This window comes from Klebsiella sp. 2019SCSN059 (genome assembly GCF_021739525.1).
Classification (GTDB): domain Bacteria; phylum Pseudomonadota; class Gammaproteobacteria; order Enterobacterales; family Enterobacteriaceae; genus Klebsiella; species Klebsiella quasipneumoniae.
On sequence record NZ_JAKKOM010000010.1, the window covers coordinates 38,479 to 63,791 of the forward strand.

Genomic DNA, 25,313 nt, shown 5'->3' on the forward strand with positions numbered 1-25,313 from the left:
AGTCTGCCGCCAGCGCCTGCTCAGGCGGCAAAAAAGGCGATCAGGATCGGGACCAGCAGGCTCAGCAGAAAACCGTGCACGATGGCGGCAGGGACGATCTCCACGCCGCCGGAACGCTGCAGCACCGGTAAGGTGAAGTCCATGGAGGTGGCGCCGCACAGCCCCAGCGCCGTGGAGCGGCTACGGCGAATCAGGCCCGGAATTAACATGATGGCCAGCAGCTCGCGGCACAGGTCGTTAAAGAACGCCGCGCTGCCGATCACCGGGCCAAAGGATTCGGTCAGTAAAATACCGGAGAGTGAATACCAGCCGAAGCCGCTGGCCATCGCCAGACCGGTCTTTAGCGGCAAATCCAGAATAAAGGCGTTGAGGATGCCGCCGAGTAATGAACTGGCCGTGACCACCACGGCGACGATCATTCCCCGCCGGTTAAGGACTATTTGTCGCAGACTCATTCCATTATTGCGTAATTGAATACCGACGAGGAACAGGAGAAAGATCAGCGTATATTCGCTGGCTTCGGTGGCGTGTTGTAAAAAAGACAGGCCGGTCAGGCCAAGCAAGAAACCGAGCACCACCACACCGCACAGCTGGAGTGATTCCAGGGCCATGGCCAGGCGCGAGGGTAATTTCTCCTGACGATGCAGACTGCGCCAGGGCATTTTTCTTTCCAGCCACAGCAGAGCGGTAATATTACACAGTAAAATGATGACCACGCTCACCGCGGCGTAATGCAATATCGCCAGCAGATTGCTGGCCAGATTGTCGAGAAACGCCAGGCTGATACCCATAAAAAAGAGGATCACATAGACAATCCAGCTCAGCATCCGGTTAATCAGTTTTAACGCGGAGGAGTGACGAAGAGGCAGTAAATAGCCGACGACCAGCGGCAACAGAATGATGAACAGTCCCGAGAACATGAACGATGCAACCCTTGCATGATGAGAATAGCGCTCATGACACTATCCAAATAGCCGGGCAGAGTAAAGCTGTCGCCAGAAAGAAAAAGCCCGGGGACCCGGGCTTTAGAAAAGATTAATCGCGTTTTTCCAGCAGAGTGCGGTACAGCACGCCGCCGAGGATCCCGCCGACGATCGGCATGACCCAGAACAGCCACAGCTGCTGCAGCGCCCAACCGCCCTGGAAAATCGCCACCGCGGTGCTGCGCGCCGGGTTGACCGAGGTGTTGGTGACCGGAATGCTGATCAAATGGATGAGGGTCAGCGCCAGGCCGATAGCGATCGGCGCGAAGCCCGCAGGCGCGTGTTTGTCGGTAGCGCCATGGATAACCAGCAGGAAGCCGCAGGTCAGTACGATTTCAATAACGATAGCCGACAGCATAGAGAAGCCGCCCGGGGAGTGTTCGCCATAGCCGTTGGAGGCAAAACCGCTGGCGGCGGCATCAAAGCCGGCTTTACCGCTGGCCACCACGTACAGCACCGCGGCGGCAATAATTCCGCCGACCACCTGGGCGATAATATAGCCAATGACCTCTTTCGCCGGGAAACGACCGCCGGCCCACAGGCCTAAGGTCACCGCCGGGTTGAAATGACCGCCGGAAATATGGCCAACCGCATACGCCATGGTTAATACGGTTAAACCAAATGCCAGCGCCACGCCGGCAAAACCGATACCCAGCTCGGGAAATGCTGCGGCAAGGACGGCGCTACCGCAGCCGCCAAATACAAGCCAGAAGGTGCCGAAGCATTCGGCTGCTAATTTTCTGAACATAACCACCTCAATTTAAATGTTTACGCGCACGAGCGGACCGTGCCGTTCTTTATTTATCGTGATAAGGGACGACGATAAAAATAAAGCGGCGTTATTCTAGAGATAATCGCCATCCCAGAGCCAGTTAAATATATTGATATTATTTGATTTAGGGCAAGGTGAAGGGATTGCTTTTGCCAGTTTAACTATTCCTATATCCATCCAAGATTATCAATAGTGTAGAACATAACGTCTGAAATAAAACTATTTTGTTCGATGAATAATCAACAGCGGTTAATAGGCGGTAAGTGTGTAATTTTATGAATATATTTAACCTCCTGAATAGGATGCGCGAGGTGACTAAGCGGAGTGTCATCTTGCCGCCGCCCTCGCTATACTGTTGATTACTGAAGGAGAGTGGTGGTGTAGCGGAGGGGATATGCTTCTTGAGCGCGTAGAAATCGTCGGTTTTCGCGGTATCAATCGTCTGTCGTTGATGCTCGAGCAAAATAACGTCCTGATCGGGGAGAACGCGTGGGGGAAGTCCAGTCTGCTTGATGCGCTGACCCTGCTTTTGTCGCCAGAGTTCGATCTTTATCACTTTGTTCGCGATGACTTTTGGTTCCCCGCGGGCGACATCCAGGGGCGCGAGCACCATTTGCATATTATTCTGACCTTCCGCGAAACGGAGCCGGGACGCCATCGGGTGCGGCGTTTCCGTCCGCTTCAGCGCTGTTGGGTGCCCTGTGATGACGGGTATCACCGGGTGTTCTACCGCCTGGAAGGCGAACTCGCCGATGACGACAGCGTGATGACCCTGCGCAGTTTTATCGATGGCGAAGGCGAAGCGCTGGCGCTGGAGGATATCGATGAGCTGGCCAGACACCTGGTGCGTTTGATGCCGGTGCTGCGTCTGCGCGACGCGCGCTTTATGCGGCGCATTCATAACGGAACGGTACCGCACTCGCCGCAGATAGAGATCACCGCCCGCCAGCTGGATTTTCTGTCCCGCGAACTGGTCAGCCACCCGCAAAATTTATCCGACGGTCAGATCCGCGAGGGGTTGTCGGCCATGGTGCAGCTGCTGGAGCATTATTTTGCCGAGCAAAGCAGCGCCCAGACGCGACATCGCCTGATGCGGCGGCGTTCCCATGATGAACAGCGTAGCTGGCGTTATCTGGATATTATCAACCGGATGATCGACAAGCCCGGCGGGCGCAGCCATCGGGTGATCCTGCTGGGGCTGTTCGCCACCCTGCTGCAGGCGAAAGGGACGGTGCGCCTCGATCGCGACGCGCGGCCGCTGCTGTTGATTGAAGATCCCGAGACCCGCCTGCATCCGATCATGCTCTCCGTCGCCTGGCATCTGCTGAATTTGCTGCCGTTGCAGCGGGTGACCACCACCAACTCCGGAGAGCTGCTGTCCCTGACGCCGGTGGAGCAGGTGTGTCGGCTGGTGCGTGAATCGGCGCGGGTGTCGGCATGGCGGCTGGGGCCCGGCGGAATGAATGCCGAAGAGAGTCGGCGCATTGCCTTTCATATCCGCTTCAATCGCGCCTCATCGCTCTTCGCCCGCTGTTGGCTGCTGGTGGAGGGGGAGACGGAAACCTGGGTTATCAACGAACTGGCCCGCCAGTGCGGCCATCATTTTGATGCTGAAGGGGTGAAAGTCATTGAATTCGCCCAGTCGGGCCTGAAGCCGTTGATCAAATTCGCCCGCCGGATGGGGATCCAGTGGCACGTGCTGGTGGACGGCGATGAGGCAGGGAAAAAATATGCTGCGACCGTACGCGGCCTGCTGAATAACGATCGCGAGCTGGAGCGCGACCATCTGACCACTCTGCCGGCGCTGGATATGGAACACTTTATGTATCGTCAGGGATTTGATGACGTTTACCACCGGGTGGCGCAGATCCCGGATAATGTGCCCATGAATATGCGGCGGGTGATCACCAAGGCCATTCATCGTTCATCCAAGCCGGACCTGGCGATTGAGGTGGCAATGGAAGCCGGCCGCCGTGGGGTGGACGCAGTGCCGACGCTGCTGAAAAAAATGTTCTCGCGGGTACTGTGGCTGGCCCGCGGTCGCGCCGATTAATCTCTTCGCCGTCGGGGGGCTCGGCGGCGCAAAGCTCTCCGGCAGCTAAACAAAACGTCATTGGCGCGAAAAAGGGATGTTCTGTTGCCAACGGGTTTCGATAGAATCACCGCCTGGATCGGCAGGGAAACAGCAGGAATCGGAATATGAAATTGAAGGGAAAACGCAGGACCGTCTGGTGGCTGTTGGCGATCGTGGTGCTGGGTCTGGCTGTCTGGGGATGGCGGATCCTCAACGCGCCGCTGCCGCACTACCAAACACTGGTGGTGCGCAAAGGCGACCTCCAGCAGAGCGTGCTGGCTACCGGCAAGCTGGATGCCCTGCGAAAAGTTGACGTCGGCGCCCAGGTCAGCGGACAGCTGAAGACGCTGCACGTGAATATCGGCGATAAGGTCAAAAAGGACCAACTGCTGGGGGTTATCGATCCTGAGCAGGCGCAAAACCAGATCAAAGAGGTGGAAGCGACGTTGATGGAACTGCGCGCCCAGCTCAATCAGGCGCGCGCGGAGAGTAAGCTGGCGCAGGTGACTCTGGCCCGTCAGCAGCAGCTGGCGCAGCGCCAGCTGGTCTCGCGACAGGACCTCGATACCGCGGCCACCGACCTGGCGGTGAAACAGGCGCAAATCGGCACCATTGAAGCGCAAATTAAGCGCAACCAGGCGACGCTCGACACCGCGAAGACCAACCTCGACTACACGCGGATCCTGGCGCCGATGGCTGGCGAAGTGACGCAAATTACCACCCTTCAGGGACAGACGGTGATCGCTGCCCAGCAGGCGCCGAACATTCTGACCCTGGCGGACCTCAGCACCATGCTGGTTAAAGCGCAGGTCTCCGAAGCGGATGTCATCCATCTCAGACCGGGGCAAAAGGCGTGGTTTACCGTGCTGGGCGACCCGTTAACCCGCTATGAAGGCAAGCTGAAGGACATTCTGCCGACGCCGGAAAAAGTCAACGACGCCATCTTCTATTATGCCCGCTTCGAGGTCCCGAACCCGCAGGGGATCCTGCGCCTCGACATGACCGCGCAGGTGCATATTCAACTGGCCGAGGTAAAGAACGTGATCACCATCCCGCTGAGCGCCCTGGGCGATGCGGTCGGTGATAACCGCTACCACGTCCGGCTGTTGCGTACCGGCGAGGTCAAAGAGCGTGAGATTGTCATTGGCGCGCGCAATGATACCGACGTCGCGGTGGTACAGGGACTTGAAGAGGGGGATGAGGTGATCGTCGGCGAGAGCGCGAGCGGGGCGGCAAAATGACGGCCCTGCTCGAGCTGCGTGATATTCGTCGCAGCTATCCTTCCGGCGACGGCAGCGTTGAGGTCCTCAAGGGGATCACCCTCAGTATCCATGCCGGGGAGATGGTGGCGATCGTGGGCGCCTCCGGCTCGGGTAAATCAACGCTGATGAACATCCTTGGCTGCCTTGATAAACCCACCAGCGGCACCTATCGGGTGGCGGGAACCGATATTGCACAGCTGGATGGCGATGCGCTGGCCCGTCTTCGGCGGGAACACTTTGGTTTTATCTTTCAACGCTATCACCTGCTGTCGCATCTGACCGCCGCGCAGAACGTCGAAGTGCCGGCGGTGTATGCCGGCAGTGAACGGCGGGCGCGCCTGGCGCGCGCTCATGAGCTGCTGGTGCGCCTGGGGCTTGGCGATCGCGCCGACTATCAGCCGTCGCAGCTGTCCGGCGGCCAACAGCAGCGGGTCAGTATCGCCCGCGCCCTGATGAACGGTGGGGAAGTGATCCTCGCCGATGAGCCGACCGGCGCGCTGGACAGCCATTCCGGCGAAGAGGTGATGGCGATCCTGCACCAGCTGAAAGCGCAGGGGCACACGGTCATCATTGTCACTCACGATCCGCAGGTCGCCGCTCAGGCGGAGCGGATCGTCGAGATCCGCGATGGCGAAATCGTCCGCAACCCCTCCGCCAGCCGCCAGGGCGGTGGGCTGCGCGCCCGTCAGCAGGAGGAGCCCTCGGCGTGGCGTCAGTTCACCAGCGGCTTTCGCGAGGCGCTGGTCATGGCCTGGCGGGCGATGGCGGCGAATAAAATGCGCACCCTGCTGACCATGCTCGGCATTATTATTGGGATTGCCTCGGTGGTGTCGATCGTCGTGGTGGGCGATGCCGCCAAACAGATGGTGCTGGCAGATATTCGCGCGATAGGCACCAATACCATTGACGTCTACCCTGGCAAGGATTTTGGCGATGACGACCCGCGTTATCAACAGGCGCTGAAGTATGACGACTTGCTGGCGATCCAGAAACAGCCGTGGGTGCGTTCCGCTACGCCGGCGGTGTCAAAAAGCCTGCGTCTGCGCGCCAACAATATTGACGTAGCCGCCAGCGCGGAAGGGGTGGGGCCGCAATACTTTAATGTTTACGGCATGACCTTTAGCGAGGGCAATACCTTTAATGAGCTGCAGCTCAACAGCCGGGCGCAGGTGGTGGTGCTCGACAGCAATACCCGTCGCCAGCTGTTTCCCAACAAAGCGAAAGTGGTGGGCGAGGTGATTCTGGTGGGCAATATGCCGGCCACGGTGATTGGCGTTGCGGATGAAAAGCAGTCGATGTTCGGCAGCAGTAAAATTCTCCGCGTCTGGTTGCCCTACACCACCATGGCGGGAAGGGTGATGGGCCAGTCGTGGCTGAACTCGATCACCGTCCGCGTTCATGAAGGCTATGACAGCGACACCGCTGAAAAGCAGCTGCTGCGTTTGCTGGAGCTGCGGCATGGTAAAAAAGATGTATTCACCTGGAATATGGACAGCATCTTGAAAACCGCCGAAAGGACCACACATACCTTACAGCTGTTCCTCACATTGGTGGCGGTGATCGCCCTGGTGGTCGGCGGGATTGGCGTGATGAATATTATGCTGGTGTCGGTGACCGAACGGACGCGTGAGATAGGTATCCGCATGGCGGTTGGCGCCCGGGCCAGCGATGTGCTGCAGCAGTTTCTCATCGAAGCGGTGCTGGTTTGCCTGGTCGGCGGCGCGCTGGGGGTGACATTGTCGCTGATGATTGCGTTTATTCTGCAGCTGTTTCTCCCCGGCTGGGAGATCGGTTTTTCGCCGCTGGCGCTGGTGACAGCGTTTCTCTGTTCGACGTTAACCGGGGTGCTGTTTGGGTGGCTGCCGGCGCGCAATGCGGCGCGGCTCGATCCGGTGGATGCCCTGGCGCGGGAGTAGTCGGGATGAGAAATAAAAATGCCAGTCAGAAGGACTGGCATTTTATTAGCAGGATGTACACAATGAAGCAAAAGAGTTATGCAGCCGTTTCCGCTTCCACAGGCACGATCACGCTGGCGTGGTTGCCTTTTGGCCCCTGGTGAACATCAAACCGAACGGCTTGTCCGGCTTTTAGCGTTCTGTAACCATCCATCTGGATGGTGGAGTAATGGGCGAAAATGTCTTCGCCGCCGCCCTCAGGGCAGATAAAACCGAACCCTTTGGCATTGTTGAACCACTTAACAGTACCCATTTCCATACTTCGACATCCTTCGTAAATCTTTATTAGTAAGATGGAATGAACCGGTGGTGGAGTGACGAGTTGTTCAATTGCTCGCCAACTCTCGCCACTACAATTTAGAGAAATACGAAAACGCGTCAAGCGATTGAGGAGGGGGAGCGGCGAAAAATGCGTCAAAATTTGAAGCAGTTAACGCTATTGCCGGGGAATGTGACAGCCGTCGCGGATAGAAGCGATAGATGATAGTTATCTATGATCTGTTGTAGATTTGTGATGAGCATAACCTCTGGTCATCGACAGGCCTCCGCCTGTTGGCAACAGCAACCGATGATGAACACTGACGATGAGTAAGAGAGATTGGCTGGACTTCGAGCACCTGGTTGACGACGAAGTTCGTGATGCGATTAAACCGCCATCTATGTATAAAGTGATATTGGTCAATGATGACTACACTCCAATGGAGTTTGTTATTGACGTGTTACAAAAATTCTTTTCTTATGATGTTGAACGTGCAACGCAACTGATGCTCACGGTTCACTATGAAGGTAAGGCGATTTGTGGCGTGTTTACCGCGGAAGTGGCGGAGACCAAAGTCGCTATGGTGAATCAGTACGCGAGGGAGAACGAGCATCCATTGCTGTGTACGCTGGAAAAAGCCTGAATACAGGCATGAAAATTGGGGGAGGTGCCTATGCTCAATCAAGAACTGGAACTCAGTTTAAATATGGCTTTCGCCAGAGCGCGCGAGCACCGTCATGAGTTTATGACCGTCGAGCACTTGCTGCTGGCTCTGCTAAGCAACCCCTCGGCCCGTGAGGCCCTGGAAGCGTGTTCAGTGGACCTGGTGGCATTGCGTCAGGAACTTGAAGCCTTCATCGAACAAACCACACCCGTCCTGCCAGCCACGGAAGAAGAGCGCGACACCCAGCCGACGCTGAGCTTCCAGCGTGTGCTGCAGCGCGCCGTCTTCCACGTGCAATCTTCTGGCCGCAGCGAAGTGACCGGCGCCAACGTGCTGGTGGCGATTTTCAGCGAGCAGGAGTCGCAGGCCGCCTACCTGCTGCGTAAACATGAAGTGAGCCGACTCGATGTGGTGAACTTCATTTCTCATGGTACACGCAAAGACGAGCCGAGCCAGTCTTCCGATAACAGCGGAAGCCAGCCTGGCAATGAAGAGCAAGCCGGCGGGGAGGAACGTATGGAAAACTTCACCACCAACCTCAATCAGCTTGCTCGCGTCGGCGGCATTGATCCCCTGATCGGCCGTGAAAAAGAGCTGGAGCGCGCCATTCAGGTTCTGTGCCGTCGGCGTAAAAATAACCCGCTGCTGGTGGGGGAATCCGGCGTCGGTAAAACCGCCATCGCCGAAGGCCTTGCCTGGCGTATTGTGCAGGGCGATGTGCCGGAAGTCATGGCTGACTGCACCATCTACTCGCTCGATATTGGTTCTCTGCTGGCCGGGACGAAATACCGTGGCGATTTTGAAAAACGCTTTAAAGCGTTGCTCAAACAGCTGGAGCAGGATACCAACAGCATCCTTTTCATTGATGAGATCCACACCATCATCGGTGCGGGGGCGGCGTCTGGCGGTCAGGTCGATGCGGCTAACCTGATCAAACCGCTGCTTTCCAGCGGCAAGATCCGGGTGATTGGCTCCACCACTTACCAGGAGTTCAGCAACATCTTTGAGAAAGATCGTGCGCTGGCCCGCCGTTTCCAGAAAATTGATATTACCGAACCGTCGGTGGAAGAGACCGTCCAGATTATCAACGGCCTGAAGCCGAAGTACGAAGCGCACCACGATGTGCGTTATACCGCCAAGGCGGTGCGTGCCGCGGTTGAGCTGGCGGTGAAATACATTAACGATCGTCATCTGCCGGATAAGGCGATTGACGTGATTGACGAGGCAGGGGCGCGGGCGCGCTTAATGCCGGTCAGCAAGCGTAAGAAAACGGTTAATGTGGCGGATATCGAGTCAGTGGTGGCGCGCATTGCGCGGATCCCTGAGAAGAGCGTCTCCCGCAGCGATCGCGATACGCTGAAAAACCTTGGCGATCGACTGAAAATGCTGGTCTTTGGTCAGGATAAGGCCATCGAGGCGCTGACGGAAGCTATCAAAATGGCGCGCGCCGGGCTGGGCCATGAGCACAAGCCGGTGGGTTCATTCCTGTTCGCCGGGCCGACCGGGGTGGGGAAAACCGAAGTGACCGTGCAGCTGGCGAAGGCGCTGGGTATTGAGCTGCTGCGTTTTGATATGTCCGAATATATGGAACGTCATACCGTCAGCCGTTTAATCGGGGCGCCTCCGGGCTACGTCGGCTTCGATCAGGGCGGGCTGCTGACCGATGCGGTGATTAAACATCCGCACGCGGTGCTGCTGCTCGATGAGATCGAAAAAGCGCATCCGGACGTGTTCAACCTGCTGCTGCAGGTGATGGATAACGGAACGCTGACCGATAACAACGGACGTAAAGCGGACTTCCGCAACGTGGTGCTGGTGATGACCACCAACGCCGGGGTGCGGGAAACCGAGCGTAAATCGATTGGCCTTATCCAGCAGGACAACAGTCCGGATGCAATGGATGAGATCAAGAAGATCTTTACGCCGGAGTTCCGTAACCGTCTCGACAACATTATCTGGTTCGATCACCTCTCCACCACGGTGATCTATCAGGTTGTCGACAAGTTTATCGTCGAGCTGCAGGTTCAGCTGGATCAGAAAGGCGTCTCTCTGGAAGTCAGCCAGGAAGCGCGCGACTGGCTGGCGGAAAAAGGCTACGACCGGGCGATGGGGGCACGTCCGATGGGACGCGTCATTCAGGACAACCTGAAAAAACCGCTGGCGAACGAGCTGCTGTTTGGCTCGCTGGTCGACGGGGGGCAGGTGACGGTCTCTCTGGACAGCGTGAAAAATACGCTGACTTACGACTTCCAGAGCGCGCCGAAGCACAAACCGGAAGCCGCCCACTAAGGCGATATCTTGCATGTAAAAACCGGCCATTGGCCGGTTTTTTTTTGCTGGCTGGCGGTAGAAATGAAAAGACCGGGAATTATCCCGGCCTTCAGCATCTGACGCCTTAGTGGCGAAAACAATCAGCGACTACGGAAGACAATGCGGCCTTTGCTCAGGTCGTACGGGGTCAGCTCAACAGTCACTTTGTCGCCCGTCAGAATGCGGATGTAGTTTTTACGCATTTTACCGGAGATATGCGCGGTTACCACGTGACCGTTTTCCAGTTCTACGCGGAACATAGTGTTAGGCAACGTTTCAAGTACGGTGCCCTGCATTTCAATATTGTCTTCTTTGGCCATCTAGTCCTCTGGGGTATCACTACCGTAGTTTTGAACCGGCAAGATAATGCCGAAGTTCATCATGTAAGTAAAGTTTTACGTGTCTACCCTGAATCATTCACCTTACCGCAAGGCGCGCAGTCAGCACGCCGGCAATGGAAATATGACGGGTATGAATCGCCGAAGTAGTTTTGGCGCATTGCCCGGGACACACACGGCCATGCCGCGTGACAGGCGCAAACGTAAAGGGGAGTGACAGAACGATGGGCGTTATCTGACTCTTATTATTCCCAAACGGCGGCGGGGCAACAGGCAGAAGCTACTCTACCGCGCAATTATACCATCCTGACGCAAAATGTGCTGAAAACATTTTATTATCCGCCCGGAAATAGCACCCGTGGTACCCAAAATCGCTCGGGTAGACGGTAGCCGCGTAATACCGAGAGATAGTCCAGATAATCGCGGCGGGGAATATCCACTGCGCCTAATGACGCGGTGTGGTTGTTCAGCACCTGACAGTCAATTAATTTACCGCCGCTCTGCGCAAAGTCCTGGCAAAATACCAGCAGCGCGGTTTTAGAGGCATTTTCCGCCCGGCTGAACATCGACTCGCCGCAAAACAACGCCCCCTGCGCCACGCCGTACATTCCCCCCACCAGGGTATTTTCCTGCCAGACTTCAATGGAGTGGGCATGGCCCAGCTCATGCAGCTGGTGATAGGCGCGAACGATGCTGCTGGTTATCCAGGTGCCTTCGTCACGATCGCTGGCGCAGCCCTCAATCACCTCGCCAAAGGCATGATTGAGCGTGACGCGGTAGGGGGAGCGCTGATGAAAGCGCTTCATGCTGCGGCTGAGATGGAACTGTTCCGGCCAAAGCACTGCCCGGGGATCGGGCGACCACCAGAGGATCGGGTCGCCGGGGGAAAACCAGGGAAAAATACCACGCTGATAGGCCATCAGCAGACGCGCGGGGCTTAGATCGCCGCCGAGCGCCAGCAGGCCGTTAGGTTCACGCAGGGCGCCTTCCGGAGAAGGGAAGGCGATAGAATGCCGGGAGAGCTGAACCAGACGCATTTTAACCTCAATACGCATCAGCAAAAATTAGATAATAGCCTACAGACGCTGTTTAAACTGGAAGTACCGGCCCTGTTTAGCGAGCAGCTCCGCGTGACTACCTTGCTCAATTATCTGGCCGTTGTCCATGACTATTATCTGATTAAAACGCGCCAGGCCTCGCAGGCGGTGGGTGACCATCAGCACGGTTTTCTCGCGCATGACTTCCGCCAGCAGATGCAGGATCTGGCTTTCGGTGGCGGCATCCAGACCTTCTGTCGGTTCATCCAGCAGCATCAGCGGCGCATCGTGGAGCAGCGCGCGGGCGATGGCCAGCCGGCGCAGTTCGCCGCCGGAAAGCTGGCGTCCGCCTTCGCCCAGCCAGCCGTTGAGTCCGCCATCTTCCAGCAGTTTTTCCAGGCCTACCTTCTCAAGGGTGGCGCAGAGCAGTGTATCATCAGCCTCAGGCGCCGCCAGCCGCAGGTTGTCGCGCAGGGTGGCGCTGAACAGATGCACGCGCTGCGGCACCACGCTCATTGACTGCCGCAGGGTGGCTTCGCTCAGCCCGGACAGCGGCTGGTCGTTGAGCAATATCTCTCCCTGCGCCGGATCCCATGCGCGGGTGAGCAACTGCAACAGCGTCGACTTTCCGCAGCCGGTTCGGCCAAGAATAGCGATATGTTCCCCGGCGGCAATCTGCAGGGAGATGTTCTCCAGGGCGGGGGAGGGCTGCTGCGGGTAGCGGAAGGTGACCTGCCTGAAGGTTAAGGCCACCTGCGCAGGCCTGCTGGCCTCGCCCTCAACGAAGGAGACTTCCGGCTGCTGGTCAGTGATCTGCGAGATCCGCAGCGCGGAGGCGATCACCTGACCTAAATGCTGGAAAGCGCCGGTGACGGGCGCCAGGGCTTCGAAAGCCGCCAGGGCGCAGAAGACGAACAGGGCGATCAGCGCCCCGGGCTGACTGTTGCCGCCGACGCCGTCTGAGGCCAGCCAGAGCATGGCCACCACGGCGATTCCGCCAATTAACAGCATTAGCGCCTGTGAAAGCGCGGTCAGCTCGGCCTGGCGACGCTGCGCGTCCTGCCAGCTGAGCTCGGTTTTTTCCATTTGCGCGCGATAGCGGTCGCTGGCGTTAAACACCATCAGCTCCGCCTGGCCCTGCAGCCAGGCGGTAAGCTGTTGCCGATACTGACCGCGCAGCTGGGTCATACTCTCTCCGGCCGGTTTACCGGCGCGATAGAACAGCGGCGGCATAACCAGCAGGGTCACCAGCATGATGCCGCCGAGCGTCAGCGCGAGGGTAACGTCGAGCAGGCTTAATCCGCAGGTCACCACCACAATCACCACCAGCGCGCCGACCAGCGGCGAAATGACACGCAGGTAGAGATGATCCAGGGTGTCGACGTCGGCGACTACGCGGTTGAGCAGTTCCCCCTGGCGAAAGCGCGCCAGCCCCGCCGGAGAGAGGGGGAGCAGTTTGCTGAAGGTGAAGACGCGCAGGTGCTGCAGCACGCGGAAGGTGGCATCGTGGCTGACCAGACGCTCGAAATAGCGTCCGGCGGTACGGATAATCGCTGCGCCGCGGACGCCCGCGGCGGGCAGCATATAGTTAAAACTGTAGATCCCGGCGACGCCCACCACCGCAGAGGCGGAGAGAAACCAGCCGGAGAGCGTCAGCAGGCCGATACTGGCCAGCAGGGTCACAATAGCCAGTACGATGCCGAGCAGCAGCATCCATTTGTGGCGTTTATACAGTGCCAGATAGGGTAAGAGCGCGCGCATTTAAATCTCCTCCTGACGATGGGCCAACAGCGCCGAGAAGACCCCGCCGGCGCGGGCCAGCGTGGCGTAGTCGCCTTGTTCGATAATCTGTCCGTTCTGCATCACCCAGACGGCATCCCAGTCCGCCAGTCCCTCAAGCTGATGGGTAACCAGCAGCGTGGTTTGCTGGGTGGAGGCGTGGGTCAACGCCTGCATGACCCGTTGTTCGCTATGGGCGTCGAGGCTGGCGGCGGGTTCATCCAGCAGCAGCAGGCGGCACGGCACCAACAGCGCGCGGGCGACCGCGATACGCTGCGCCTGGCCGACCGACAGACGGCCCGCCTGATCGCCCACGGCGGTATGGATCCCATCCGGCAGCAGAGCGATAAACTCGCTCACCCAGGCCTTGTCCAGCGCCAGCCGAAGCTGGGCATCGCTGGCTTCCGGCCACGCCAGCAGCACATTTTCCCGCAGCGTGGCGGCAGGAAGCTGGGGATTCTGCCCCACCCAGCTTAACAGGCGACGCCAGCGATCGGCGTCCAGCTCGCGCAGCTCCACGCCGTTGACCTTCAGCGAACCTTCATAGGGCAAAAAGCCGAGCAGGGTGTTCAGCAGGGAACTTTTCCCTGAGCCGCTCTGTCCCACCAGCACCACCCGCGCGCCTGCAGGCAGTGAAAAATTCAGCGGCCCGGCGAGGACTTTCCCGTCGGGGGATTTAATCAGCAGATCGCGCGCTTCCACGCCAATCAGATCGTTATCATTTAAGGTTTTTTCGCCACGCTCCACCTGGGTCAGCGGGGTTTCCATAAACGTTTTCAGACTGTCCGCAGCGCCGACGGCCTGGGCTTTGGCATGGTAGAAGGTGCCCAGGTCGCGTAATGGCTGGAAAAACTCCGGGGCGAGGATCAGCGTCAGGAAGCCCGCCATCAGCGTGACGCCCGCGCCATAGTGGCCGAAGTTAAGCTCGCCCAGGTATGAGAAGCCGAAATAAACCGCTACCAGCGCAATGGAGAGCGAGGTGAAAAACTCCAGTACTCCGGAGGAGAGGAACGCCAGGCGCAGGACTTCCATGGTGCGTTGGCGAAAGTCCTGCGAGGCGTCGCGAATATTATCCGTTTCGGCCTGACCACGGTGAAAAATACGCAAGGTTTCCATGCCGCGCAGACGGTCGAGGAAGTGGCCGCTGAGGCGGGCCAGCGCCTGGAAGTTACGCCGGTTGGCATCGGCGGCGCCCATCCCAACCAGGGCCATGAACAGGGGGATCAGCGGCGCGGTGCCGAGGAGGATCAGCGCGGCGGCCCAGTTGATCGGGAAAATAGTGATAACGATCAGCAGCGGCACGCAGGCCGCCAGCGTCATCTGCGGCAGGTAGCGGGCATAATAGTCATGCATATCGTCGATCTGCTCGAGGATAAGCGTCGCCCAGCTGCCGGCCGGTTTACCCTGGATCCACGCCGGGCCCGCCTGCTGGAGACGGTCGAGCACCTGGCGGCGAATTTCATAGCGAATATGCTGTCCGGCCTGAAAGCCGACCCGTTCACGCAGCCAGACCACCCAGGCGCGCAGCACAAAGGTCAGCACCAGCAGGGTCAGCGGCAGCAGCAGGGCGGTCGCAGGAATATTCTCCATCACCATCCGGTGCAGGATCCGCGCCAGGAACCAGGCCTGCGCCACGATCAGCAGACCGCTCGCCACGCCGAGGAGGCGGGAAATCATCAACCAGCGACGGGAGATAATGCTTTGCTGTTTTAACCAGCGGGTTAACTCTTGTTGACGGGTTTTATTCATTGCGCGCTTAGCAGGTGTCGTTATGGGAATATTGGGCACGGCAATGTTACATCGCGGCAAAAATAAAGGCGACTTTTCGTCGCCTTCTTTACCTTTGTTACTGACTTGTAAAGATTATTTGCACGCGTCAGCCAGACCGTCGAGGTAACGTTCAGCGTCCAGCGCCGCCATGCAGCCGGTGCCGGCGGAGGTGATAGCCTGACGATAAATATGGTCCATGACATCGCCGGCGGCAAACACGCCCGGGATGCTGGTCTGGGTCGCGTTGCCGTGGATACCGGACTGCACTTTGATGTAGCCGTTCTCCAGCTCCAGCTGACCTTCAAAGATGGCGGTGTTCGGGCTGTGGCCGATGGCGACAAACAGACCGGCTACTTCCAGGGACTCGACGTTGTCGCTGTTTTTGGTATCGCGCAGACGCAGGCCGCTGACGCCCATCTGGTCGCCGGTCACCTCTTCGAGGGTGCGATCGGTATGCAGCACGATGTTGCCGCTTGCCACTTTGTCCATCAGGCGTTTGATGAGGATTTTTTCCGCACGGAAGGAATCGCGACGGTGGATCAGATGTACCTCAGAGGCGATGTTCGACAGATACAGGGCCTCTTCAACCGCGGTGTTGCCGCCGCCGATCACCGCCACTTTCTGGTTGCGATAGAAGAATCCGTCACAGGTGGCGCACGCGGAAACGCCGCGGCCCTTGAAGGCTTCTTCGGAAGGCAGACCCAGGTAACGGGCTGAAGCGCCGGTGGCGATAATCAGCGCGTCACAGGTGTATTCGCCGCTGTCGCCGGTCAGACGGAACGGCCGGTTTTGCAGGTCGACGCGGCTGATATGGTCGAAAATAATCTCGGTTTCAAATTTCGCGGCATGCTCGTGCATGCGCTCCATCAGCAGCGGACCGGTCAAATCGTTCGGATCGCCTGGCCAGTTTTCCACTTCCGTCGTGGTGGTCAGCTGACCGCCTTTTTCCATCCCGGTGATCAGCACCGGCTGCAGGTTGGCGCGCGCGGCATAGACCGCCGCGGTGTATCCCGCAGGTCCAGAACCAAGAATAAGCAGTTTACTGTGTTTGGCTGTGCCCATGAGATCCCCATAATAATTGGCATACATTGGGCTGGGATTGTAGGGAATTTGTTGTCGTAAAAAAAGAGCGCAGCGATTTTGTTAACGATGTGTGCAATAGAAGCGGCCGATGAATTGGCGATTTTCCCGGCAAGGAATATAACTATTTCTACTGTTGGCGGGACAATTATAAGACGAAAAAATGAGAATCAACCAGGGTGGATGATGAATATCTGGCATCTTGTACTAAAAATCGATGTTTTGCTTTGACAATCCCCTGTGCTTTTGCGAAAACATTCAAGGAAGAAGAAAAGCAGTATTTGGCGTGCGGCGAATTTTCATGCACGCAAATGCCATTTTTATCCGGGTTAACGAAATCTACGCATGGTGTGGACAGACGCCATGCGTGATATCGGTGACTGCCGTCAGGCAACGGGCTTCTCACGTACCCCTGGGTTACCTAATGTCGTACGGGTAATAACAGGATGGGCTCTGGCAGTGAAGGCACAGAGCCGGAACAGGAGTAGGGAAGGAATACAGAGAGACAATAATAATGGTAGATAGCAAGAAGCGCCCTGGCAAAGATCTCGACCGCATTGATCGTAACATCCTGAATGAATTGCAAAAAGATGGGCGAATTTCTAACGTCGAGCTTTCTAAACGGGTGGGACTTTCTCCGACGCCTTGCCTTGAGCGTGTGCGTCGTCTTGAAAGACAGGGTTTTATTCAGGGCTATACGGCGCTGCTCAACCCGCATTATCTGGATGCATCACTTCTGGTATTTGTTGAGATTACTCTGAATCGTGGCGCACCGGATGTGTTTGAGCAATTTAACGCCGCAGTGCAAAAACTTGAAGAAATTCAAGAGTGTCATCTGGTTTCCGGTGATTTCGACTATCTGTTGAAAACCCGCGTACCGGATATGTCAGCGTATCGTAAATTACTGGGCGAGACCTTGCTGCGCCTGCCGGGCGTTAACGACACCCGTACCTATGTGGTAATGGAAGAAGTCAAGCAAAGTAATCGTCTGGTTATTAAGACGCGCTAACACGGAACAGGTGCAAACTCGACGTAGTTTGATTACACTCCTGTTAATCCATACAGCAACAGTGCCGGGGAGACCCGGCGCTGTTGTCCGTTTTAGCAGCAGGCAGGAAACAGCCTGATACCTGGAGAGCCTTTCTTGAGCCAGGAATACACCGAAGACAAAGAAGTCAAACTTACCAAACTCAGCAGCGGGCGCCGACTCCTTGAGGCGATGCTCATCCTTTGCTCCCTCTTCGCCATCTGGCTGATGGCGGCATTACTGAGCTTTAACCCCTCGGACCCAAGCTGGTCGCAAACGGCATGGCATGAGCCTATTCATAATTTAGGCGGCGCCCCCGGCGCGTGGCTTGCCGATACCCTGTTTTTCATTTTTGGCGTCATGGCCTATACCATCCCGGTGATCATCATCGGCGGATGCTGGTTTGCCTGGCGGCATCAGGAAAACGACGAATACATTGATTATTTCGCCGTTTCTCTGCGTCTCATCGGTGCGTTAGCCCTGATCCTGACCTCCTGCGGTCTGGCGGCGATTAACGCCGATGATATCTGGTACTTCGCCTCTGGCGGGGTGATTGGCAGCCTGCTGAGCACCACCCTGCAACCGCTGCTGCACAGCAGCGGCGGCACCATCGCTCTGTTGTGCATCTGGGCGGCCGGCCTGACGCTGTTTACCGGCTGGTCGTGGGTCAGCATTGCGGAAAAACTGGGCGGCGGCATCCTGTCCGTACTCACCTTTGCCAGCAACCGCACCCGTCGGGATGATACCTGGGTCGATGAAGGCGAATACGAAGACGACGATGAAGAGTACGACGACGAAGAGGCGGCAACCCCCCAGGAGTCGCGTCGGGCCCGTATCTTGCGCAGCGCGCTGGCGCGGCGTAAACGTCTGGCCGAGAAGTTTACCAACCCTATGGGGCGTAAAACCGACGCGGCGCTTTTCTCCGGCAAACGGATGGACGACGGGGAAGAGGCCGTGCAGTACAGCGCCAGCGGTGCGCCTGTCGCCGCCGACGATGTACTGTTTTCCGGCGCCAGCGCCGCGCGTCCCGCAGAGAATGATGTGCTATTTTCCGGTGCCAGCGCCGCGCGCCCGGGCGATTTCGACCCTTACGATCCGTTGCTGAACGGCCACAGTATCGCTGAGCCGGTGGGCGCAGCGGCGGCGGCCACTGCCGCGCCGCAGGCGTGGGGCGAGTCGACGGCGGGCCATCAGGGCGCTGCGCCGGCTTATCAGCCAGAAGCCAGCTATCCGCCGCAGCAGGCCTATCAGCCTGAACCCGCCCCGTTCCAGCAGGCTGCTTATCAGCCGCCAGCGGGGCAACCCGCGCCGCAGGCGTATCAGCCAGAGCCGGCGCAGTATCAACAGCCGGTTTACGATCCGCATGCCGGACAACAGCCTGCGCCGCAGGGGTATCAACCCGAGCATGCGCCGCACCAGCAGCCGGTTTACGATCCATATGCCGGACAACAGCCTGCGCCGCAGGGGTATCAACCAGAGCCTGCACAGTATCAGCAGCCGGTTTACGATCCATATGCCGGGCAACAGCCTGCGCCGCAGGGATATCAACCCGAGCCTGCACAGTATCAGCAGCCGGTTTACGATCCATATGCCGGACAACAGCCTCCGCCGCAGGGGCATCAATCCGAGCCTGCACAGTATCAGCAGCCGGTTTACGATCCGCATGCCGGTCAGCCCGCGCCGCAGGGGTATCAACCCGAGCCTGCACAGTATCAGCAGCCGGTTTACGATCCGTATGCCGGCCAGACCGCGCCGCAGGGGTATCAACCCGAGACTGCGCCTTATCAGCAGCCGAGTTACGATCCGCATGCCGGCCAGCCCGCGCCGCAGGCGTATCAGCCTGAGCCCGCGCCGGTACCTGCCGCGCAGCCAGAGCCTGAGGCCGTGCAGGAAGAAGTGAAACGTCCGCCGCTCTATTACTTCGAGGAAGTGGAAGAGAAGCGGGCGCGCGAACGCGAGCTGCTGGCTTCCTGGTATCAGCCTATTCCGGAGCCGGAAAGCCCGATCGCCACCAAACCGCTGACGCCGCCAGCCGCCCCGGCCAAACCGCCCGTGGAGTCAACCGTGGTTTCTGCGGTGGCGGCCGGGGTGCATCAGGCAACGGCTGCCAGCGGCGGCTCAGCGGCCGCGACGACGGCGACCGCCGCGTCCGCAGCGACGGCGCCATTGTTCAGCCCGGCCTCCAGCGGACCGCGGGTACAGGTGAAAGAGGGCATTGGTCCAAAACTACCGCGGCCTAATCGCGTTCGCGTACCGACGCGTCGGGAACTGGCCTCCTACGGCATCAAGCTACCGTCGCAGCGGGAAGCAGAACAGCGCGCGCGGCAGGCAGAGCGAGACCCCCATTATGATGATGGGCTACTCTCGGATGAGGAAGCGGATGCTATGGAGCAGGATGAACTGGCTCGCCAGTTCGCCGCCACTCAACAGCAGCGCTATGGCCATCGCTGGGAAGACGATAACGCGACTGATGACGATGATGCCGACGCCGCGGCGGAAGCGGAGCTGGCGCGCCAGTTTGCCGCCACCCAGCAGCAGCGCTACGCCTCCGAGCAGCCGCCGGGCGCCAATCCGTTCTCGCCGGCGGATTACGAATTCTCGCCGATGAAAACCCTGGTCAATGAGGGGCCGAGCGAGCCGCTGTTTACGCCGACACCGGAAGTACAGCCGCAGCAGCCAGCCCAGCACTATCAACAACCGGCCGCCGCTCCGCAGCAGGGTTATCAACCTGCGCAGCACCAGCCGGTACACCATCAGCCAGTACCGCCGCAGCCTTACCAGCCTGCGCCGCAGTCCGTGCCGCAGCACCAGCCGGTTACCCCGCCGGGGCATCAGCCTGCCGCGCCTGCGCCGCAGGAGAGCCTGATCCACCCGCTGCTGATGCGCAATGGCGATAGTCGACCGCTGCAAAAGCCGACGACGCCGCTGCCGTCGCTGGATCTGCTTACGCCGCCGCCCAGTGAAGTCGAGCCGGTGGATACCTTTGCTCTCGAGCAGATGGCTCGACTGGTGGAAGCGCGACTCGCCGATTTCCGCATTAAAGCGGATGTGGTGAACTACTCGCCGGGGCCGGTGATCACCCGCTTCGAACTGAATCTGGCGCCTGGCGTCAAAGCGGCGCGAATCTCTAACCTGTCACGGGATCTGGCGCGTTCACTGTCCACGGTCGCCGTGCGCGTGGTGGAGGTGATCCCGGGTAAACCGTATGTCGGGCTTGAGCTGCCGAATAAAAAGCGCCAGACCGTCTACCTGCGTGAAGTGCTCGACAACAGCAAGTTCCGTGATAACCCGTCGCCGCTGACCGTGGTGCTGGGTAAAGACATCGCCGGCGATCCGGTGGTGGCCGATCTGGCGAAAATGCCGCACCTGCTGGTGGCCGGTACCACCGGTTCCGGTAAGTCGGTCGGCGTCAACGCCATGATCCTCAGCATGCTCTACAAGGCGCAGCCGGAAGATGTGCGTTTCATCATGATCGACCCGAAAATGCTGGAGCTGTCGGTCTACGAAGGTATTCCGCACCTGCTGACGGAAGTGGTTACCGACATGAAAGACGCCGCCAATGCGCTGCGCTGGAGCGTCAACGAGATGGAGCGTCGCTACAAGCTGATGTCGGCGCTGGGCGTGCGTAACCTGGCGGGCTATAACGAGAAGATTGCAGAAGCGGCGCGCATGGGTCGTCCGATCCCGGATCCGTACTGGAAGCCTGGCGACAGTATGGACGCCGTGCACCCGGTACTGGAAAAGCTGCCGTACATTGTGGTGCTGGTGGACGAATTCGCCGACCTGATGATGACCGTCGGTAAGAAGGTGGAAGAGCTGATCGCTCGCCTGGCGCAGAAAGCGCGTGCGGCGGGGATCCACCTGGTGCTGGCGACGCAGCGTCCGTCGGTGGATGTCATTACCGGTCTGATTAAGGCCAACATTCCGACGCGCATCGCTTTTACCGTGTCGAGCAAAATTGACTCGCGTACCATTCTGGATCAGGGCGGTGCGGAATCGCTGCTCGGGATGGGGGACATGCTCTACTCCGGGCCGAACTCCACCACGCCGGTGCGCGTCCATGGGGCGTTTGTTCGCGACCAGGAAGTCCACGCCGTGGTTCAGGACTGGAAAGCCCGCGGTCGTCCGCAGTACGTAGACGGCATTACCTCCGACAGCGAAAGCGAAGGCGGCGGCGGTGGCTTCGACGGTGGTGAAGAGCTGGATCCGCTGTTCGATCAGGCGGTCAGCTTTGTGACCGAGAAGCGTAAAGCGTCGATTTCCGGGGTGCAGCGCCAGTTCCGCATCGGCTATAACCGTGCCGCGCGTATTATCGAACAGATGGAAGCGCAGGGCATTGTCAGCGAGCAGGGCCATAACGGTAACCGCGAAGTACTGGCGCCGCCGCCCTTTGAATGAGTGCAAAGTTGGGTAAATAAGCGCAAAATCAGCCAATTCTTCTGTCCCGCCGCCGTCGGCGGTCATACATTAGGGGCAGAAGAGGCTCCCGCGTCGGGAGTGACGCACATTAAGGAAGAACAATGAAAAAACTCGCAATCACCTGTGCATTACTGTCTGGTATGGTCGTCAGCCAGGTCTGGGCAGATGCGGCCAGTGACTTAAAAAGCCGTCTTGATAAAGTGAGCAGCTTCCATGCCAGCTTCACGCAAAAAGTCACCGACGGCAGCGGCAACGCCGTGCAGGACGGACAGGGCGACCTGTGGGTAAAACGCCCGAATCTGTTTAACTGGCATATGACCCAGCCGGATGAGAGCGTCCTCGTTTCGGATGGTAAAACCCTGTGGTTCTATAACCCGTTCGTCGAGCAGGCCACGGCGACCTGGCTGAAAGACGCCACCAGCAACACGCCGTTTATGCTGATTGCCCGCAACCAGTCCAGCGACTGGCAGCAGTACAATATCAAACAAAACGGCGATGATTTTGTGCTGACGCCGAAAAGCGGCAGCGGCAACCTGAAGCAGTTCACGATCAACGTCGGTCGGGACGGCACCATCCATCAGTTCAGCGCCGTCGAGCAGGATGATCAGCGCAGCAGCTATCAGCTGAAATCGCAGCAGAACGGCGCCGTCGACGCATCTAAGTTCACCTTTACGCCGCCGAAAGGGGTGACGGTGGACGATCAACGTAAGTAGAGGCGAAAGTGAGCAATCTGTCGCTCGATTTTTCCGACAACGCGTTTCAACCTCTGGCCGCTCGCATGCGGCCAGAAAATTTAGCGCAGTATATTGGCCAGCAGCACCTGCTGGCGCCGGGCAAACCCCTGCCGCGGGCGATCGAAGCCGGGCACCTGCATTCGATGATCCTCTGGGGGCCGCCGGGCACCGGCAAGACTACCCTGGCGGAAGTGATCGCCCGCTATGCCAGCGCCGATGTCGAACGGATCTCGGCGGTGACCTCCGGGGTGAAAGAGATCCGCGAGGCCATTGAGCGCGCGCGGCAGAATCGCAACGCCGGCCGACGAACGATTCTGTTTGTTGACGAAGTGCATCGCTTCAATAAAAGCCAGCAGGATGCCTTTCTGCCGCATATTGAAGATGGCACCATCACCTTTATTGGCGCGACCACCGAAAATCCCTCCTTTGAGCTTAACTCGGCGCTACTCTCCCGCGCCCGCGTCTACTTACTGAAATCGCTCACCACCGACGATATCGAGCAGGTGCTTGACCAGGCGATGCACGATAAAACCCGCGGCTACGGCGGCCAGGATATCGTTTTGCCGGATGAGACCCGCAGGGCCATCGCCGAACTGGTGAACGGCGATGCGCGGCGGGCGCTGAATACCCTGGAAATGATGGCCGATATGGCCGAGAGCGATGATGCGGGCAAGCGGGTGCTGAAGGCGGAACTGCTGACCGAGATCGCCGGCGAGCGCAGCGCGCGCTTTGATAATAAAGGCGACCGTTTCTACGATTTGATTTCCGCCCTGCATAAGTCAGTGCGCGGGAGCGCGCCGGACGCGGCGCTCTACTGGTACGCGCGGATCATCACCGCCGGGGGCGATCCGCTGTACGTTGCCCGCCGTTGTCTGGCGATTGCCTCGGAAGACGTCGGCAACGCCGACCCGCGGGCGATGCAGGTGGCCATTTCGGCGTGGGACTGCTTTACTCGCGTCGGGCCGGCGGAAGGCGAACGGGCGATTGCCCAGGCCATTGTCTATCTGGCCTGCGCGCCGAAGAGCAATGCGGTCTACACCGCCTTTAAAGCGGCGCTGGCCGACGCGCGAGACCGTCCGGACTATGACGTTCCGGTGCATCTGCGCAATGCCCCGACGAAGCTGATGAAAGAGATGGGCTACGGGCAGGAGTATCGTTACGCTCATGACGAACCTAACGCCTACGCCGCCGGTGAGCAGTACTTCCCGCAGGAAATGGCGCAAACGCGCTATTATCGCCCGACAAACCGGGGGCTTGAGGGCAAAATTGGCGAAAAGCTCGCCTGGCTCGCTGAACAGGATCAAAATAGCCCGATAAAACGCTACCGCTAATTGAGGCGTTGCGGTAAGGTTATTACACTATTTCCGTGGTCGTAGTCTGCGGCCACTATTCTTTTTTTAATTCGATAAGCACAGGATAAGCATGCTCGATCCCAATCTGCTGCGTACCGAGCCAGACGCAGTCGCAGAAAAACTGGCACGCCGGGGCTTTAAGCTGGATGTAGATAAACTTCGCGCGCTTGAAGAGCGTCGTAAAGTTCTGCAGGTGCAAACGGAAAACCTGCAGGCGGAGCGCAACTCCCGATCGAAATCCATTGGCCAGGCGAAAGCGCGCGGGGAAGACATCGAGCCATTACGCCTGGAAGTGAACAAACTCGGCGAACAGCTGGATGCCGCAAAATCCGAGCTGGAAGCGCTGCTGGCGGAAATCCGCGATATCGCGCTGGCGATCCCGAATATTCCTCACGATGACGTGCCGGTTGGCCGTGACGAAAACGACAACGTTGAAGTCAGCCGCTGGGGCACGCCGCGCCAGTTCGATTTCGACGTGCGCGATCACGTGACGCTGGGTGAAATGCACGGGGGGCTGGATTTTGCCGCCGCCGTTAAGCTCACCGGTTCGCGCTTCGTGGTGATGAAAGGCCAGCTGGCCCGTCTGCACCGCGCCCTGGCGCAGTTCATGCTGGATCTGCACACTGAACAGCATGGCTATAGCGAAAACTATGTCCCGTACCTGGTTAACCAGGACACCCTGTATGGCACCGGTCAGCTGCCGAAATTTGCCGGCGACCTGTTCCATACCCGTCCGCTGGAAGAAGAAGCTGACAGCAGCAACTACGCGCTGATCCCGACGGCGGAAGTGCCGCTGACCAACCTGGTGCGTGATGAAATTATCGATGAAGACGATCTGCCGATAAAAATGACCGCCCATACGCCGTGCTTCCGTTCCGAAGCAGGTTCTTATGGTCGCGACACCCGCGGTCTGATCCGTATGCACCAGTTCGATAAAGTTGAAATGGTGCAGATTGTCCGTCCGGAAGACTCGATGGCGGCGCTGGAAGAAATGACTGGCCACGCCGAGAAAGTGCTGCAGCTGCTGGGCCTGCCTTACCGTAAGGTCGCGCTGTGCACCGGCGATATGGGCTTCAGCGCCTGCAAAACCTATGACCTCGAAGTGTGGGTCCCGGCGCAGAACACCTACCGTGAGATCTCTTCCTGCTCCAACGTCTGGGATTTCCAGGCGCGTCGTATGCAGGCTCGCTGCCGCAGCAAGTCCGACAAGAAGACCCGTCTCGTTCATACCCTGAATGGTTCTGGCCTGGCGGTCGGTCGTACCCTGGTGGCGCTGATGGAAAACTATCAGCAGGCTGATGGCCGTATCGAGATCCCGGAAATCCTGCGCCCGTATATGCGCGGCCTCGAATATATCGGTTAATTTTTACCTTCTCCCTTAAAAGCGCCTGCGGGCGCTTTTTTTACATCCTTATTGATACCGGGCAATAATCCCATCCGCGAATGCAGTGATACTCCCTTTGGATTAAACCAGCATAAAAAACCAATAATATTTCAA

The 25,313-nt window shown here is 58.5% G+C and carries 18 protein-coding genes; 10 read left to right on the plus strand and 8 right to left on the minus strand.

All coding sequences use genetic code 11. The features are described 5' to 3' along the window. Positions 1-20 precede the first annotated feature (20 nt). Together L2I46_RS13010 and aqpZ are read right to left on the minus strand one after the other, a co-directional pair. The gene (locus L2I46_RS13010; protein ID WP_023289001.1) at positions 21-920 is read right to left on the minus strand and encodes a lysine exporter LysO family protein; all 900 of its coding nucleotides are present in this window, start codon (positions 918-920) and stop codon (positions 21-23) included. 115 nt (positions 921-1,035) lie between these two features. Further along, the gene (gene aqpZ, locus L2I46_RS13015) at positions 1,036-1,731 is read right to left on the minus strand and encodes an aquaporin Z (RefSeq protein WP_004201355.1); all 696 of its coding nucleotides are present in this window, start codon (positions 1,729-1,731) and stop codon (positions 1,036-1,038) included. A gap of 418 nt (positions 1,732-2,149) precedes the next feature. Between aqpZ and L2I46_RS13020 the strand changes: the two genes are divergently transcribed. The 3 genes from L2I46_RS13020 (at position 2,150) to macB (ending at position 7,007) form a co-directional block, all read left to right on the plus strand. Further along, the gene (locus L2I46_RS13020; RefSeq protein ID WP_023289003.1) at positions 2,150-3,808 is read left to right on the plus strand and encodes an ATP-dependent endonuclease; all 1,659 of its coding nucleotides are present in this window, start codon (positions 2,150-2,152) and stop codon (positions 3,806-3,808) included. 146 nt (positions 3,809-3,954) lie between these two features. Further along, positions 3,955-5,070: a macrolide transporter subunit MacA gene (macA, locus tag L2I46_RS13025; protein WP_023289004.1), complete on the plus strand. Its 1,116-nt coding sequence runs from the start codon at positions 3,955-3,957 to the stop codon at positions 5,068-5,070. Then, positions 5,067-7,007 (plus strand): macrolide ABC transporter ATP-binding protein/permease MacB, encoded by a 1,941-nt coding sequence (gene macB, locus L2I46_RS13030; protein WP_023289005.1) that lies wholly within the window; start codon positions 5,067-5,069, stop codon positions 7,005-7,007. Before macA ends, macB begins: the two co-directional genes overlap by 4 nt. Positions 7,008-7,083: 76 nt before the next feature. Here the strand turns inward: macB and cspD are convergent, their stop codons facing one another. Further along, on the minus strand, positions 7,084-7,305 hold the full coding sequence (gene cspD / locus L2I46_RS13035; protein ID WP_002896516.1) for a cold shock-like protein CspD: 222 nt from the start codon (positions 7,303-7,305) through the stop codon (positions 7,084-7,086). Between the two features lie 325 nt (positions 7,306-7,630). Between cspD and clpS the strand changes: the two genes are divergently transcribed. Then, positions 7,631-7,948, plus strand: coding sequence for an ATP-dependent Clp protease adapter ClpS (clpS, locus tag L2I46_RS13040; RefSeq protein WP_002896520.1), 318 nt, complete (start codon positions 7,631-7,633; stop codon positions 7,946-7,948). A 30-nt stretch (positions 7,949-7,978) separates the two neighbouring features. Beyond that, complete coding sequence (gene clpA / locus L2I46_RS13045) at positions 7,979-10,258, plus strand: ATP-dependent Clp protease ATP-binding subunit ClpA (protein WP_236947920.1); 2,280 nt, start codon at positions 7,979-7,981, stop codon at positions 10,256-10,258. 122 nt (positions 10,259-10,380) lie between these two features. Here clpA and infA read toward each other — a convergent pair whose 3' ends face one another. From infA to trxB, 5 genes are all read right to left on the minus strand, one after another. Next, positions 10,381-10,599: a translation initiation factor IF-1 gene (gene infA / locus L2I46_RS13050; protein ID WP_001040187.1), complete on the minus strand. Its 219-nt coding sequence runs from the start codon at positions 10,597-10,599 to the stop codon at positions 10,381-10,383. Between the two features lie 353 nt (positions 10,600-10,952). Then, positions 10,953-11,654, minus strand: a complete 702-nt coding sequence (aat, locus tag L2I46_RS13055) for a leucyl/phenylalanyl-tRNA--protein transferase (protein WP_023289006.1) — start codon at positions 11,652-11,654, stop codon at positions 10,953-10,955. 39 nt (positions 11,655-11,693) lie between these two features. Next, entirely contained in the window at positions 11,694-13,415 is a 1,722-nt protein-coding gene (gene cydC, locus L2I46_RS13060) for a heme ABC transporter ATP-binding protein/permease CydC (RefSeq protein WP_023289007.1), read from the minus strand. Continuing rightward, positions 13,416-15,182 carry a heme ABC transporter permease/ATP-binding protein CydD gene (gene cydD / locus L2I46_RS13065; protein WP_023289008.1) on the minus strand — a complete coding sequence of 589 codons (1,767 nt, stop codon included), beginning with the start codon at positions 15,180-15,182 and terminating at the stop codon, positions 13,416-13,418. A 114-nt stretch (positions 15,183-15,296) separates the two neighbouring features. Then, the gene (trxB, locus tag L2I46_RS13070) at positions 15,297-16,265 is read right to left on the minus strand and encodes a thioredoxin-disulfide reductase (protein WP_002898019.1); all 969 of its coding nucleotides are present in this window, start codon (positions 16,263-16,265) and stop codon (positions 15,297-15,299) included. A 532-nt stretch (positions 16,266-16,797) separates the two neighbouring features. Here trxB and lrp point away from each other — a divergent pair. The 5 genes from lrp to serS all read left to right on the plus strand — a co-directional run bounded on the left by lrp (position 16,798) and on the right by serS (position 25,178). Further along, positions 16,798-17,292 carry a leucine-responsive transcriptional regulator Lrp gene (lrp, locus tag L2I46_RS13075; RefSeq protein WP_000228469.1) on the plus strand — a complete coding sequence of 165 codons (495 nt, stop codon included), beginning with the start codon at positions 16,798-16,800 and terminating at the stop codon, positions 17,290-17,292. Between the two features lie 135 nt (positions 17,293-17,427). Then, entirely contained in the window at positions 17,428-21,708 is a 4,281-nt protein-coding gene (gene ftsK, locus L2I46_RS13080) for a DNA translocase FtsK (RefSeq protein WP_236947921.1), read from the plus strand. A 122-nt stretch (positions 21,709-21,830) separates the two neighbouring features. Continuing rightward, on the plus strand, positions 21,831-22,442 hold the full coding sequence (lolA, locus tag L2I46_RS13085) for an outer membrane lipoprotein chaperone LolA (protein ID WP_004201368.1): 612 nt from the start codon (positions 21,831-21,833) through the stop codon (positions 22,440-22,442). Positions 22,443-22,450: 8 nt separating this feature from the next. Beyond that, positions 22,451-23,794, plus strand: a complete 1,344-nt coding sequence (gene rarA, locus L2I46_RS13090; protein ID WP_032455263.1) for a replication-associated recombination protein RarA — start codon at positions 22,451-22,453, stop codon at positions 23,792-23,794. Between the two features lie 91 nt (positions 23,795-23,885). Then, positions 23,886-25,178, plus strand: coding sequence for a serine--tRNA ligase (gene serS / locus L2I46_RS13095; RefSeq protein ID WP_004201371.1), 1,293 nt, complete (start codon positions 23,886-23,888; stop codon positions 25,176-25,178). The last annotated feature ends 135 nt before the right edge of the window (positions 25,179-25,313 follow it).

Bases quoted from the DNA above. Each gene is read 5' to 3' on its own strand.
- cydD (WP_023289008.1), bottom strand. From the start codon at position 15,182: ATGAATAAAACCCGTCAACAAGAGTTAACCCGCTGGTTAAAACAGCAA.
- lolA (WP_004201368.1), top strand. From the start codon at position 21,831: ATGAAAAAACTCGCAATCACCTGTGCATTACTGTCTGGTATGGTCGTC.
- trxB (WP_002898019.1), bottom strand. From the start codon at position 16,265: ATGGGCACAGCCAAACACAGTAAACTGCTTATTCTTGGTTCTGGACCT.
- infA (WP_001040187.1), bottom strand. From the start codon at position 10,599: ATGGCCAAAGAAGACAATATTGAAATGCAGGGCACCGTACTTGAAACG.
- clpA (WP_236947920.1), top strand. From the start codon at position 7,979: ATGCTCAATCAAGAACTGGAACTCAGTTTAAATATGGCTTTCGCCAGA.
- clpS (WP_002896520.1), top strand. From the start codon at position 7,631: ATGAGTAAGAGAGATTGGCTGGACTTCGAGCACCTGGTTGACGACGAA.
- lrp (WP_000228469.1), top strand. From the start codon at position 16,798: ATGGTAGATAGCAAGAAGCGCCCTGGCAAAGATCTCGACCGCATTGAT.
- aqpZ (WP_004201355.1), bottom strand. From the start codon at position 1,731: ATGTTCAGAAAATTAGCAGCCGAATGCTTCGGCACCTTCTGGCTTGTA.
- serS (WP_004201371.1), top strand. From the start codon at position 23,886: ATGCTCGATCCCAATCTGCTGCGTACCGAGCCAGACGCAGTCGCAGAA.
- cspD (WP_002896516.1), bottom strand. From the start codon at position 7,305: ATGGAAATGGGTACTGTTAAGTGGTTCAACAATGCCAAAGGGTTCGGT.
- macB (WP_023289005.1), top strand. From the start codon at position 5,067: ATGACGGCCCTGCTCGAGCTGCGTGATATTCGTCGCAGCTATCCTTCC.
- macA (WP_023289004.1), top strand. From the start codon at position 3,955: ATGAAATTGAAGGGAAAACGCAGGACCGTCTGGTGGCTGTTGGCGATC.
- aat (WP_023289006.1), bottom strand. From the start codon at position 11,654: ATGCGTCTGGTTCAGCTCTCCCGGCATTCTATCGCCTTCCCTTCTCCG.
- cydC (WP_023289007.1), bottom strand. From the start codon at position 13,415: ATGCGCGCGCTCTTACCCTATCTGGCACTGTATAAACGCCACAAATGG.
- L2I46_RS13010 (WP_023289001.1), bottom strand. From the start codon at position 920: ATGTTCTCGGGACTGTTCATCATTCTGTTGCCGCTGGTCGTCGGCTAT.
- L2I46_RS13020 (WP_023289003.1), top strand. From the start codon at position 2,150: ATGCTTCTTGAGCGCGTAGAAATCGTCGGTTTTCGCGGTATCAATCGT.